Annotated in this window: 12 protein-coding genes; 1 reads left to right on the top strand and 11 read right to left on the bottom strand. The window is 67.0% G+C overall.

Going from position 1 to position 13,483, the window contains the following annotated elements; all coding sequences use genetic code 11:
• Positions 1 to 27: 27 nt before the first annotated feature.
• The 11 genes from nikR to ACSFB7_RS16600 form a co-directional block, all read right to left on the bottom strand.
• Positions 28 to 504 (bottom strand): nickel-responsive transcriptional regulator NikR, encoded by a 477-nt coding sequence (gene nikR, locus ACSFB7_RS16650; RefSeq protein WP_435471976.1) that lies wholly within the window; start codon positions 502 to 504, stop codon positions 28 to 30.
• A gap of 24 nt (positions 505 to 528) precedes the next feature.
• A complete protein-coding gene (locus ACSFB7_RS16645; protein WP_435471974.1) occupies positions 529 to 990 on the bottom strand; it encodes a GNAT family N-acetyltransferase in 462 nt (153 codons plus the stop codon).
• 51 nt (positions 991 to 1,041) lie between these two features.
• Positions 1,042 to 2,022, bottom strand: coding sequence for a CobW family GTP-binding protein (locus tag ACSFB7_RS16640; protein ID WP_435472687.1), 981 nt, complete (start codon positions 2,020 to 2,022; stop codon positions 1,042 to 1,044).
• Positions 2,023 to 2,360: 338 nt separating this feature from the next.
• Positions 2,361 to 4,040: an amidohydrolase gene (locus ACSFB7_RS16635; RefSeq protein ID WP_435471972.1), complete on the bottom strand. Its 1,680-nt coding sequence runs from the start codon at positions 4,038 to 4,040 to the stop codon at positions 2,361 to 2,363.
• The gene (locus ACSFB7_RS16630) at positions 4,037 to 5,074 is read right to left on the bottom strand and encodes an ABC transporter ATP-binding protein (protein WP_435471970.1); all 1,038 of its coding nucleotides are present in this window, start codon (positions 5,072 to 5,074) and stop codon (positions 4,037 to 4,039) included. Before ACSFB7_RS16630 ends, ACSFB7_RS16635 begins: the two co-directional genes overlap by 4 nt.
• Complete coding sequence (locus tag ACSFB7_RS16625) at positions 5,071 to 6,129, bottom strand: ABC transporter ATP-binding protein (protein ID WP_435471968.1); 1,059 nt, start codon at positions 6,127 to 6,129, stop codon at positions 5,071 to 5,073. Before ACSFB7_RS16625 ends, ACSFB7_RS16630 begins: the two co-directional genes overlap by 4 nt.
• Entirely contained in the window at positions 6,129 to 7,061 is a 933-nt protein-coding gene (locus tag ACSFB7_RS16620; RefSeq protein WP_435471966.1) for an ABC transporter permease, read from the bottom strand. The genes ACSFB7_RS16625 and ACSFB7_RS16620 overlap by 1 nt, the downstream gene beginning before the upstream one ends.
• Positions 7,058 to 8,035: an ABC transporter permease gene (locus tag ACSFB7_RS16615; RefSeq protein WP_435471964.1), complete on the bottom strand. Its 978-nt coding sequence runs from the start codon at positions 8,033 to 8,035 to the stop codon at positions 7,058 to 7,060. The genes ACSFB7_RS16620 and ACSFB7_RS16615 overlap by 4 nt, the downstream gene beginning before the upstream one ends.
• Before the next feature lie 21 nt (positions 8,036 to 8,056).
• Entirely contained in the window at positions 8,057 to 9,655 is a 1,599-nt protein-coding gene (locus ACSFB7_RS16610) for an ABC transporter substrate-binding protein (protein ID WP_435471962.1), read from the bottom strand.
• Positions 9,656 to 9,865: 210 nt separating this feature from the next.
• Positions 9,866 to 11,353: an NAD(P)/FAD-dependent oxidoreductase gene (locus tag ACSFB7_RS16605; RefSeq protein ID WP_435471960.1), complete on the bottom strand. Its 1,488-nt coding sequence runs from the start codon at positions 11,351 to 11,353 to the stop codon at positions 9,866 to 9,868.
• 34 nt (positions 11,354 to 11,387) lie between these two features.
• Entirely contained in the window at positions 11,388 to 11,798 is a 411-nt protein-coding gene (locus ACSFB7_RS16600; protein WP_435471958.1) for a nuclear transport factor 2 family protein, read from the bottom strand.
• A gap of 135 nt (positions 11,799 to 11,933) precedes the next feature.
• On the opposite strand from ACSFB7_RS16600, the gene pdxR reads away from it, so the two are divergent.
• The gene (gene pdxR, locus ACSFB7_RS16595; protein ID WP_435471956.1) at positions 11,934 to 13,472 is read left to right on the top strand and encodes a MocR-like pyridoxine biosynthesis transcription factor PdxR; all 1,539 of its coding nucleotides are present in this window, start codon (positions 11,934 to 11,936) and stop codon (positions 13,470 to 13,472) included.
• Positions 13,473 to 13,483 lie beyond the last annotated feature (11 nt).

Below are 13,483 nucleotides of genomic sequence, written 5' to 3'. Positions count from 1 at the left end.
CGGCGCACTGACATTCGGCAGTCGTTGTCAGTTGCGCGGCTTGAAGTGCGTGTGCGCACCGGTCGTGCCGTGCGCATGCCGCCCGCTGACAGCGTCCAGCGGCACCATGTGCACATTGCCGTGGCGCACGCCGCGCAGTGCCACCAGTTGCTCGGCGCAGGCCTGCACGGCGGCAGTCGGGCCGCGCATCACCACGGTTTCCAGGCAATGGTCGTGGTCCAGGTGCGTGTGCACGCAGGTGATCACCAGCTCGTGGTGATCGTGCTGCAGGTCCAGCACGCGGGAGGTCACCGTTCGGTCGTGGTGGTCGTACACATAGCTCGCGTTCGCCACGCACCATGAGGCCTTGCCCTTGCGGGGGGCCGTGTCCAGCGTGGCACTGCCCAGCGCCGATCGCAGCAGGTCGCGCACCGCTTCCGAGCGGTTGACATAACCCTTGTCGGTGATCAGTTGGTCGAACTCCAGCGCGAGTTCGTCGTCCAGCGAGATGGTGAAGCGTTGCATGGTCGGGCGCGCCCTGGCGTGGCGTCAGACGGTGGTGGCGTAGATGATGAAACCCGAATGCTCGGCAACCTTGTCGTAGAGCGTCCGGCCTGCTGTGTTGGTCACGTGGGTCTGCCAGTACACGCGATGCCCGCCGACGCGCTGCACATGCTGGTACACACCCTCGATGAGTTTGCGGCCCACGCCCTGACCACGTTCTGACTGCAGCGTGAACAGGTCCTGCAGGTAGCAGGTGGGCTCGATGCGCGTGGTGCTGCGGTGAAAGAGGTAGTGCGTCAGTCCCACCAGTTGGCCGTCGCGCTCGGCAACCAGCGCGTGCACCGGCTCGTAGGCGTCGAAGAAGCGTTGCCAGGTGGCCTGGGTGATCGCGTCGGGGAGCGCGGTCGGGCCCTCCCGTTCATAGAAGGCGTTGTAGCCGTCCCAGAGCGGCTTCCATGCCGCGTAGTCCTGCGGCGTCGGAGGGCGAATCAGGAGAGGGGAAGTCATGCGTCTGCAGCTTGCACGTGTTGAAAAACGGCGATTGCAACATGACTTGGCTCAGCCCGTGAAGAAAACTTTCAGGGCTTCTTCAGGCAACTGGTGCCGCAACCCGATGGCGACCACGCCCGCGCGCGCATCGCCGGCAGGCGCTGTCGCCTTGCGCAGCGAGCCGTGGCGGCCGGCGAACTGGATTTCGGACCACTCGTCGCCCTGGGCGCCGTGGCCGGTACGCAGCAGGCCTTTGAGCCGCAGCACGCCCGGCGGCACGTCGCGCAGCCAGGCACGCAGGGTGGCGGCGGGAATGACCGCTTCGGGCTGCACGCTCCATGTCTGGAACAGGGCGCCGTGGTCCGGGGAATGGCTGTGGTCGTGGTCGCCGTGCGGATGGTCATGGTCGTGGTCATGACCGCAGACATGACACGATGTGTTACGCGCAGTTTCTTGCAATGGCAGGCCAGTCAGCAGCGCCAGCGGCACCGTCGACTGCGCTGTCTGGATGCACGGCGTGCCGGGCGCGGTGGCCTCGACCCAGGCGCGGGCTTCGGCCAGCGCCTCGCCGGAGGCCAGGTCGATCTTGTTGACGACCACGAGGTCGGCCGATTTCACTTGCCGCGCGAGCGTGTCCGAAAGCAGCGGGTCGCGCGACTGTCGTGCCACCGCACTCGCATCGACCAGCACGATCACGCCTTCCAGGCTCAGTTCGGGCGCCGCCATGCCGATCTGCGCGATGCGCCATGGGTCAGAGACGCCACTGGCTTCGATGACCACCGCGTCGAAGGGCGTGGCCGACTCGATCACCTGCACCAGCGCACGCCCCAGGTCGTCGCCGATTTGGCAACACACGCAGCCGTTGGTCAGCGCCACCGTATCGCCATGCGTGGCGGCGATCAGGTCGGCGTCGATGTTGAGTGCGCCGAAGTCGTTGACCAGCACGGCCATGCGCAGGCCCTTCGCGTCGCGCAGCCAGCGGTTGAGCAACGTGGTCTTTCCGGCGCCCAGAAAGCCACCGATGACGGTGAGTGGCAGTCGCTTCTTCATCTGCATCGGGTTGGGGTCAGTTCTTTGTCACGTTGCATGGTTCTTGTTCGTTGTGCGTTTGTCCGGGGCTTGTGCGAATGACACCAGGAGCTCCCCTCCGCGAATGTCCCCCGCTTCGCTCCTCCTTTATTTCGCTGCGGGGAGCACCTGGTGTCATTCGCACAGGGCACGCTGCTGGTGATCCTGAGATCAACGACCGCTCTGTCCAACGCTCACGTCGATACGGTGCTCTTTTTCGCGAAATAAAGGAGGAGCGAAGCGGGGGACATTCGCGAAAAAGAGCACCGTGTCGGCGTGAGCGTCGCCCTGAACAACAGCGGCCCCAAAAAAACAGAGCCTCAAAGCGGACGTTGCGCCTCGAACACGCGCCCAGACAGCACCGTACCCCACACACGCGCATCCTTCAGCAACACAGGGTCCATCTCCAACGGATCGTCTTCCAGCACACAGAAGTCCGCACGCTTGCCGCATTCGATGCTGCCGATCTCCCCGTCGAGCTTCAACGTCCACGCCGCACCGAGCGTGATCGCGCGCAACGCCTGAGCCACTGTGATGCGCTCCGCCTCGCCCAGCACCCGGCCCTTGGGCGTGATGCGGTTGACCGCGCACCACGCGGTGAACAGCGGACCCAACGGCGTGACCGGTGCATCCGAATGAATGGCCAGCGGCACACCCGCCGCGAGCGCGCTGCCGCAGGCATCGAGCCGGTTGGCGCGGTCGGGGCCCATGGTCATCTCGTAGTGCTGGTCACCCCAGTACCAGATGTGGTTGGCGAACAGGTTGGCGCACAGGCCCAGCGACGCCATGCGGCGGAACAGCGGCGCATCGATCATCTGGCCGTGCTGCAGCGTGTGGCGATGGTCGGGGCGCGGCGCACTCGTCAGCACGCGCTCGATGGCGTTGATGGCCACCTCGCTGGCCTCGTCGCCGTTGGTGTGCGTGTGGATCGTGAGGCCCGCGCGGTGGTAGGTCTCGAAGTCGGCTTCGTACTGCGCGGGGGCCGTCACCCAGATGCCGTTGGGCGCACCGTTGAAGTGGCCCGGCCAACGCAGTCGCGCCGAGAAGCCCTGAATCGATCCGTCGAGCATCATCTTCACGAGGCCGTAGCGCAGGCGGTCGGTGTTGCGCGGCAGCAGGTTCTTCACATGCTCTGCACCGAGCGCCGCGCCATGCGTGCCATGAAAAGCCTGGAAGGCCGGCAGGATGCGCACCGCAAAGCCGTCGTCCTCCGTCACCTTCTCCAGCACGCCGCAGTCTTCTTCTGTCAGCTTGTTCACGAGGTCGGTCGCGGTGGTCACGCCCTGCAGGCAGGCCAGGCGGCCGAAGGAGCGGATGCCCGCCTCGGTCATCGGTGCGAGCAGGCCGGCATTGCCGATCTTGCGCAGCACCAGGAACATCGCGGCCGGCTCCTGCAGCTCGCCGGTGGGCTCGCCTTCTGCTTGGCCGCTCGCGAACTTGACCACGCCCTCGACCTCGTTGTCGCGCGTGATCTCGGCAATGCGCAACATTGCGCTGTTGACGTTCATCAGGTGACCGTTGGCATGGCCGATGACGATGGGGCGCGTGGCGCTCGCGCGGTCCACGTGCTGCACCGTCATGCGCTCGCCGCCGAAGTAGATCGGATCGAACCCCCAGGCCACCAGCGGCTCGGTGTCGGGCACGCCGTCGGCCGTCATCTTCGCGGCGACTTCGGAAAGGCGCGCCACCACTTCATCCATCGAGCGCAGGCCGCTCCACACCTTGCCTTCGGGGTCGCGGCGGTCGAACCAGCCCAGGTACGTCCAGTCCCACATGCTGCCTTCCTTCAGGTGGCAGTGGCCTTCGACGAGGCCAGGCATCAGCACCTTGCCGGCAAAGCGTTCGTCGAGCGCGAAGTCGCCCCAGGCCTGCATGTCGGCGAGCGAGCCCACGGACAGCACGCGGCCGTCGCGCACCGCCACATGGGTGGCGTGCGGCTGCATCGGGTTCATGGTGATGATCTTGCGGGCGGGGTAGACGGTGGTTTTGCTGATGCTCATGGCGATGTGGGAATCGAAAGAGGAGGGCGCGGCAGGCCGTCGACAACATCGACGCGCCTGCAGCGTACCCAATGATCGGGCGCGACTTCGCGCAGCGGTGGAAGTTCGGCCGCGCAGGCTGGCTCGGCAACCGGGCAGCGCCCTGCAAAGCGGCAGCCCTTGGGCGGATTGATGGGGCTCGGCGGGTCACCGCTCAGCTTGATGCGGTTCGCCGCGCGCTTGCGCCCGCCGCTCACGGTGGGCACCGCCGACATCAACGCCACGCTGTATGGGTGCAGCGGCCGCGCGAAAAAGCTGCGCCGTGGCGCGCGCTCGACGATCTGGCCGAGGTACATCACGGCGATGTCGTCGCAGATGTGTTCCACCACCGCCATGTCGTGCGAGATGAAAAGATAGGTCAGGCCCAGCTCGCGCTGCAGCCGGGCCAGCAGGTTGAGGATCTGCGCGCGAATGGCGATGTCGAGCGCGGACACCGGCTCGTCGCACACCACCAGCTCGGGGTTGGTGGCCAGCGCCCGCGCGATGTTGATGCGCTGGCGTTGCCCGCCCGAGAACTGATGCGGAAACAGGTGCTGCTGCTCGGGCCGCAAACCCACCGCCTCGAACAGCTCGGCCACGCGGCGCGTGCGTTCGTCGGACGTGCCCACGTTCATCAGGTCCAACGGCGCGCGCACGGCGGCGCCCGCGCGCTCGCGCGGATTCAGCGAAGAGAACGGGTCCTGAAAAATGATCTGCATGCGCGTGCGCGCCTGCCGCAGCTTTTCACCCTGCAGCGCGGCGAGGTCGGTGTCGCCCAGCCGCATGCTGCCCGAGGTGATGGGCGACAGCCGCATCACCGCGAGCGCGGTCGTGGTCTTGCCCGAGCCCGATTCGCCCACCACCGCGAGCGTGCTGCCGCGGCGGATCTCGAAGGAGACACCGTCCACCGCCTTCACCACCTCGGGCGTGCGGCCCCAGCCGGCCTTGCCGCGCGGAAAATGCACCTTCAGGTCGTCGACCGCGAGCAGCGTGTCGGTCTTGCCGATGAATGTCATGCGGCTTCCTTTTCGTGCAGGTTGCGCTGCGCCAGTGCTTCGGCGTGCAGCCAGCAGGCTGCGCCATGCGGCACGCCCCGGGCCACGTTCCCGTGCACCGCGAACATCGGCGGCACTTCGACGGCGCAGCGTGCCATCGCCTGCGGGCAGCGTTCGCGAAAGGCGCAGCCCGTGCCCAGCTCCCAGATCGACGGCACCACGCCCGCGATCTCGGCCAGCTCATCGCGCGTGCCGTCCTCGAAGGCTGCGCTGCTGCCCAGCTCGGGCAGGCAGTCGATCAGCCCGCGCGTGTAGGGGTGGCCAGGTTCGGACAGCACCTGCTCGGTGGTGCCTTGCTCGATCACGCGGCCGGCGTACATCACCATCACGCGGTCGGCCATTTCGGCGACGGCGCCCATGTCATGGGTGATGAGCAGGATGGCCGTGCCCTTCTCGCGCTGCAGGTCGCGCAGCAGGTCGAAGATTTGCGCCTGCACTGTCACGTCGAGCGCGGTGGTGGGCTCGTCGGCAATCAGGATGTCGGGCCGGCAGGCCAGTGCCATCGCGATCATCACGCGCTGGCGCATGCCGCCCGAGAGCTGGTGCGGGTACTCGTCCACGCGCCGCTCGGGTGCCGGAATGCCCACCTGCTGCAGCATCTCGATGGCGCGCTGGCGTGCCGCGTGCGCGTTCATGCCGGCATGCAACTGCAGCGATTCACCGATCTGGTCGCCCACGGTGAACACCGGGTTCAGCGAGGTCATCGGCTCCTGGAAGATCATCGAGATGCGGTTGCCGCGCACCTCGCGCATGCGGGCGTCGCTGGCCTGCACCAGGTCTTCGCCCTGGAACAGCACGCGGCCGCTGCGGATGCGCCCCGGCGGCGAGGGAATGAGCCGCAGCAGTGCCAGCGCCGTCATGCTCTTGCCGCAGCCCGACTCGCCGACAACGCACAGCGTTTCGCCGGCGCGAATCTCGAAGTCGACACCGTTGAGCACCAGCGCCTGCCCGCGCCGGGTCTTGAACTCGACGTGCAGGTCCTGCACGCGCAGGAGCGGGTCGTTGCTTGTTGCCATCAGCGTTCCCTCAGCTTGGGGTTGAGGGCATCGTTCAGTCCGTCGCCGATCAGGCTCACGGCCAGCACGGTCACGAAGATCGCCGCACCCGGAAAGGCCACGGCCCACCAGCACGACAGCACGTACTGCCGGCTGGAGCCGATCATCAGCCCCCAGCTCATCTGGTTCGGATCGCCCAGGCCCAGGAACGAAAGCCCCGCCTCGAAAAGAATCGCCGCGCCCACTGCCAGCGTGGCCGACACCACCAGCGGCGGCAGCGCATTGGGCAGGATCACTTTCCAGATGATGCGGGCGTCGCGCGCGCCGATGGCCCGCTCGGCGCGCACGAACTCCAGCCCCCGGAACTTCATGAACTCGGCCCGCGTGAGGCGCGCGGTGCCGGTCCAGCTCACGATGCCGATGGCCAGCGTCACCGTCACCAGCGTGGGCGAGAACAGCGTGACCACCACCATCGCGAACAGCAGCGCGGGCAGCACCTGGAAGAACTCGGTGAGCTTCATCAGCGCGGCATCGATCTTGCCGCCGTAGTAGCCCGAGAAGGCGCCGAGCGTGATGCCGATCGCCACCGACAGCAGCGCGGCGACCGCGCCCACCAGCAGCGTGGCGCGCCCGCCGTAGATCAGCGCAGTGAGCACGTCGCGGCCCAGGTAGTCGGTGCCGAGCCAGGCCTCTTCGCTGAAGGGCGGTGTGAGCGGCGCGGCCTTGATCTCGAACGGGTCGGCCGGCAGCACCCACGGCCCGGCGATGGCCACCAGCAGGATCAGCAGTAGCATCGCCATGCCGACGATGGCCGAGGGGTTGCGCAGGAACATGCGCAGCGCTTCCATGCCGGGGTGCTCCACGCGCACGGCGGGCCGGGCCGCCGTTGCGGCTGCGGCGTTGGTTCTGGAAGATGCGGCAGGGACGGAGGGCATCGCGACGACCTTGTTCATGAAGCCTTGATCCGTGGATCGATGAAGCGGTAGCAAAGATCGGTGAGCTGGTTCATCACCACCACCACGATGGAAGAGAACAGCAGCACGCCCAGGATGGTCGGGTAGTCGCGCCGCAGCACCGACTCGAAGGCCAGCCGGCCCAGGCCCGGCCAGTTGAAGACCGTCTCGACCAGGATGGCGCCCGCCAGCACGTTGCCGAACTGCAGCCCCAGCACCGTGACCACCGGCAGCAGCGCATTGCGCAGCGCATGCTTGTAGAGCACCACGCGGTCGGCCAGGCCCTTGGCGCGCGCGGTGCGGATGAAGTCCGAGCCCAGTACATCGAGCATCGACGAGCGCGCGAGCCGGCTGTACTGCGCCAGGTACACCAGGCTCAGCGTGAGCGTGGGCAGCACCAGGTGGTAGGCCACGTCGACCATGTCCGCCAGGCCACCGGTGCCGCTCGAATCGATGGCGCGCATGCCCGCCACCGGCAGGATGGGGAACACCGAGGCCAGCAAGATCACCAGCATGATGCCCAGCCAGAACACCGGCGCGGCAAAACCCACCAGCGACAGCACGTTGATGAACTGCGACAGCCAGCCGTTCGGCTTGCGCGACGACAGCACGCCCAGGGCCGTGCCCACCACGAAGGCCAGCAGCACCGCGCTGAGCACCAGCAGCAGCGTGGCCGGCACGCGCTCGGCAATCAGGTGCGTCACCGGCAGGTTGAAGAAGTACGAATAGCCCAGGTCGCCACTCGCCACCTTGCCCAGGTACACGAGCAGCTGCACCGGCAGCGGCTTGTCGAGCCCGTACTGCGTGCGCAGTTGCGCCATCAGCTCGGGCGACATGCCGCCGCTGGCGCCGGCAATGGTTTCCACCGGATCACCCGGCGCGGCGTGCACCAGCACGAAGTTCAGGACCACCACCGCGAGCACCAGGCCGATGGCCTGGAGCAGTCGCGAGGCGGCGTAGCGCAGCATGCCCATGATGTTGTTGCCGCGCGCTTCTTACTTGAAGTAGACCTCGTCCATCGGCGACATCGGCCCCCAGATGGTGGTGGGCACGTTCGCCAGCTTCTTGCTGCTGACCGTGTGATACGGCACCTGGTTGATGAACTCGATGGGCAGCTCGTCGGTCACGATCTTCTGGAAGGTCGCGTAGTAGGCCTTGCGCTGCGTTGCATCGATCAGGCCGCCGGCGGTGTTGAGCAGCTCGTCCACCTTCGGGTTGGCATACGACTGCGTGTTGGTCCACACGATCGGCTTGATGTTGGTCGACAGGTAGGTGCGGTGCACGCCGATGACCGGATCGCCCCAGTTGAACACCGTGTCCATCGACAGGTCGAAGTCGTGCGAGGCCAGCCGCTTGGCCCAGGCCGGGAAGTCGGCCGAGGCGCGCACCTCGACCGTGATGCCCACCTTCTTGAGCTGGCCACGGATGTACTCGGCCACGTTCTTCTGCTGGTCGTCGGCGCCGGGCAGGTAGTCGATGGTGAGCTTGAAGCGCTCGCCGCCGGCACCGGCCTTGTAGCCCGCGGCGTCGAGCATTTCGCCGGCCTTCTTCAGGTCGAGCGGGTAGCGCACGAGGTCCGTCACCGCAAAGGGGCTGCTGGCCACCAGCGGGCCGTCGGACACGGTGGCAAAGCCGCCCATCAGCGCCTTGGTGATGAAGTTCTTGTCGATGGCGGTGGCGATGGCCTTGCGCACCTGCACGTCGGACAGCGGCTTCTTCGCGGTGTTGAAGGCCAGCCAGTTGAGCGCGCCGATGCCTTCGTAGCCTTTGGGCGTGAGCGACACCTTGGGGTCGTTCGCCAGCCGCTTCAAGTCGGTGGGCAGCGTGGCGAAGGGCACCATCTGGATGTCGCCGCGCTCCAGCCCGAGGATCAGGCTCGCCGAGTCGGGCGTGATGTTGACGATGATCTTGTCCAGGTACGGCTTGTTCGGCAGGAAGAATTTGTCGAAGCGCTCCAGCACCACGCGCTGCGCCGGCTTGAAGTCGGTCACGCGGAACGGGCCCGAGCCGATCACGTCGGTGCTGTTGCGCGGATGGTTCTTCAGGTCCTGCCCGTCGCCGTAGATGTGCTTGGGAAGAATCGGGCACAGCGCCGGCGACATCGCCAGCACGATGGCCGGGTGCGGCACGCTCATGCGGATGATGGCCGTGGTTGCATCGGGCGTTTCCACCTTCTCGACCGGGCCGAGCATGGTGGTGAACGGATGGTTGGCCTTGATCGCCATGATCGAGAACGCCACGTCGGCCGAGGTGACCGGCTTGCCGTCATGGAACAACGCGTCCTTGCGCAGCTTGAGCGTGAGCGACTTGCCGTCGTCCGCCAGCTTCCACGATTCCGCCAGGTAGGGCTGCGGGTTCCACTTGTCGTCGAAGCGCAGCGGGCTCGCGAAGATCTGCGTCGAGGGCATTGCCGTGGCAATGCCCGATTGCACCGCGCCGTTCAGGTGCCGTGGCGTCTGCGTGCTGCCGATCACCAGCGTGCCGCCGCGCTTGGGTTCATCGGCTGCGAAGACCGGTAAGGGCAGCAGGGTGTTCGCGCCAAGAAAGGCGGCCGAGAGCAGGGTGGTGCGACGCGTGAAGCGGGGAAGGGGCATGACAAGACCTCTGGGAGTTCGACACAGGCAATCCATATCGGCTCGCGAGAGCCTTGGTGTCGAAGATAGGCGCTGGCTGCACGCCAGCGAAGAGCCAACGGTGGGCGATCCGCAGGGCCAGAGGGCACGGGTTTGCCCCGTTGTGCAATGGGGCGATGCGCCACTTCGGTGAACGCGCACCGCCGGTGCGCGGCCCTGTGTGTGCCCTGGCTATTTCTCGTCGCGCAGCCAGTACCACTTGTAGAGCATGCGCTGGCCCATGCGGCGAAAGGGCGCGAAGGCCTGCGACTCGACCATGCCCATCACGTTGGGGAAGGGCAGCGGCGAGTGATAGATCGGCAGCTCGAACACATCCTTGCCCGTGTCCTTGCCCGCCACGCGCTCGGCCAGCCGCTTGCCGGCCCAGGTCGAGAACGACACGCCGTTGCCGCCGTAGCCCACCGCGTACCAGATCTTCTTGCTCGCGTCGGGTTGGGTGATGCGCGGCATCATGTCGTGGCTCATGTCGACCCAGCCCCACCACGAGTAGTCGATGCGAATGCCCGCCAGCGGCGGGAACTTGCGCGCGATGGCATCGGTGAGCAGCTTCAGGTGCACCGGGCCTTCGGCGTCCGCGCCGCTCACCGCGCTGCGGCTGCCGATCTGCAGCCGGTTGCCCTTGAGCAGCCGGTAGTAAAAGCGCAGCGTGCGCGTGTCGGTCATGAAGGTGAGCGACTTGAAGTTGGTGGCCTTCAGCTCCGCATCGGTCAGCGGGCGCGTGACCACCGAGTTCGACAGGATCGGCATGATCCGGTTCTTCAGCAGCGGGTTGAGCGCTTGCCCCGTGTAGCCGCCGGTGCACACCGCCACGCGGCGCGCGCGCACCACGCCGGCGGGCGTCTGCAAGTGGTGCACGCCATCGATGGTGTGCCAGCCTTGCACCGGGCTCGATGTGTGGACCGTCACGCCCAGCGCGCGCGCCCGGCGCATCAGGCCGAAGGTGAACTTCAGCGGATGGATGCCCACGCCTTCGGGCTCGAACATCGCGCCCACGGTCTCGCGTTCGTCGCAGTAGTCGTGCCGCACTTCTTCGGCGCTCATCATGCGGGTGGCGTAGCCGAACTTCTCGCGCATCAGCCGGGCCTCGGTGTCCAGGCCCGCGAGCTTTTCTGAACGGTGCGCAAGATGCAGGTGGCCGCCGTCGCAGGCGTCGCAGTCGATCTGCGTGGTCAGGTGGCGGAAGTTCTCGAAGCCGCTGCGGATTTCGGCGTCGAGCTTCTTCGCGGTGTCCATGCCCCAGCGTTCGATCCACTGCGAGCGCTTGAGTCGCCCGCTCGCGTTCTGGCCCTGGCCGCCGCTGCGGCTGGAGCAGCCCCAGGCGGCCTGGTTGGCTTCGAGCACCGTGGCGCGAATGCCGTGCTCCTGCGCCAGGTACAGCGCGGTCGACATGCCGGTCGCACCCGAGCCGATGATGGCCACGTCGACATCGATGTCATGCACCAGCGGGCCGTCGTCCTCGGGCGGCGTGCCGGCGCTCGCCACCCACCAGGTGGGCGCGTAGGCGCGGCCGGCGCCGGGGTCGGGCGCGTGCAGCGGGTCGTATTGCGGGTCGTAGGGCCGAAAGGGCGTCTGCTGTGGCTGCTGCTGCTCGAACGATGCGCTGTCGATGGCGACGCTGGCAGTGGCGCTTGCGAATTGCACGGTGCCTGTCATGGTCATGAAGGGCTCCAGGAAGAGGGGAAGAAGGGCCGGCTTACTTCGCGGCGGGCAGGTTCGGGCGCGCCTTGCGGAACACGTTCTTCAGGTGGATCTTTCCGCCCCTGAAGGTGAAGACGTCGATGCCGTCGGTCTCGATGCGGCTGCCGTCGCCAGCGGTGCCGGTGAAGGTCCATTGCGAGGTGCCGAAGTCGCCCTGCACGAAATGCTGGCCGTTGACCCACTGCGCATCGGGCACCGCGGCCCATGCAGCGGCGAAGGCCTTGCGCACCGCCTCGGTGCCCACATGGCGGGTGCCGCAGGCGTCGGGGCCGGCGGCGGTCTGGAAGATGCAGTCGGGCGTCATGAAGCTCATCAGCGCGTCGATGTCGTGGCGGTTCCAGGCGTCGCTGAAGGCGGCAAGGGTGGCGGTGGTCACGGGAGAAGAAGAGGGCTGCTGTGCGGTCACGCGGGAACTCCGGAAATGAATGGGCCAAGGGTAGGCAGCCGGTTGCCGGCGCGATAGGGCCAGTTGCGGGGATTCGACCGAGCCAGAGCACGGGGCACCACGAATTCGGCTGCCTGTCCTAAACTGCGGCGCACCATGCCCCCCAACCCGCGAGCCACTCAATGGGCGCAGCTCTTCGCGCTGCCCGATCAACCGGCATTGCCGTTGCAAGCCCGCCTGCGCACCGCCGTGGTCCAGGCGATCCTGGAAGAACACCTGAGCCCCGGCGCACCGCTGCCGTCGTCGCGCGAACTGGCCACGCTGCTTGGCATGAGCCGCAACACTGTCACCTCGGCGTACTTGCAACTCATCGACGAAGGCTTTCTGGAAGCCCGTCCGCGCAGCGGCGTGTTCGTGGCGCGCAATGCGCGGCCGCAGTCGGCCGCGCATGCCGAGCCGCTGGTGGGGCGCAGCGGGCAGGCCAGCCAGCCACCCGACTGGTCGGGCCGCGTGCTGCGCTCGCTGGTCGACAAGCCCACCCTGTCCAAGCCCGACCGGTGGCGTGACTACCCGTACCCTTTTGTCTACGGCAACTACGACCCGCAGCTTTTTCCGACCGAAGATTTCCGCGAGTGCTGCGCCCGCAGCCTCGCGCGTTCGCAACTGCCGCACTGGACGCCCGACTTCGAGACCGACGACGTGCCCGACCTGATCGAGCAGATCCGCACGCGGCTGCTGCCCAAGCGCGGCGTGTTCGCGCTGAAGGAAGAGATCCTCGTCACCATGGGCGCGCAGCACGCCTACTACCTGCTGGCCGAGGCGCTGTTCGACGAGCAGACGCGCGTTGGTTTGGAAGAGCCGGGGCATCCGCATGCGCGCAACAGCTTTTCGTTGCGGCAGCCGAAGTGGGTCGAGGTCGATGTGGACGAAGACGGGCTGGTGGTCGATGCGCTGCCCGCTGCGGACTACCTGTTCGTGACGCCTTCACACCAAAGTCCTACGACCGCGACCTTGAGCCTGGAGCGGCGGCAGTGGCTGCTGCGCAAGGCAGAGTTGCAGGACTTCGTGATCATCGAGGACGACTACGAGGCCGAGAACCTGTACGAAGGCACGCCGATGCCCGCGCTCAAGAGCCTGGACAAGACGGGGCGGGTGATCTACGTGGGCTCCGTGTCGAAGAGCCTGTCGCCTGCGCTGCGGCTCGGCTTCATCGTGGCGCCGCGTGCGCTCATCAAGGAGCTGCGCGTGATCCGGCATGCGATGGTGCGGCACCCGAGTGCGTTCCTTCAGCATGCGTATGCGCTGTTTCTTTCTCTGGGGCACCACGAGTCGCATGCGCGGCGGGTGAACCACGCAATGCAGGAGCGGTTGGCCTTGGCAGCACAGGCGCTGCGCGACCATCTGCCTGATTTTGAGTTTCGGCTGCCCTCGGGTGGCGCATCGATCTGGGTGCAGGCGCCGACGTGGGTGGACGCGACCGAACTGGCTTTGATGGCGCGCAACCACGGCGTGCTGATCGAAGCCGGCGACGTGTTCTTTGCGAAGCCGCCGTACCCGTGCCCCTTCTTCCGGTTGAGGTTGTCGTCTATCGCCGCTTCGCAGATCCCGGCAGGGATTCGGGCTTTGGGACTGGCAGTGGAAGAACTGGCTCTGGCACGCGGAGAGAAGCGGGCCGCCGGGTTGCGGACGCACTGAGCTTTTTAAGA

The sequence above is a fragment of the Variovorax raffinosi genome (assembly GCF_051216615.1).
Lineage (GTDB): Bacteria > Pseudomonadota > Gammaproteobacteria > Burkholderiales > Burkholderiaceae_C > Variovorax.
The sequence above is the reverse complement of the archived record's forward strand: the minus strand, read 5'-3'. Positions and strand labels throughout refer to the sequence as shown.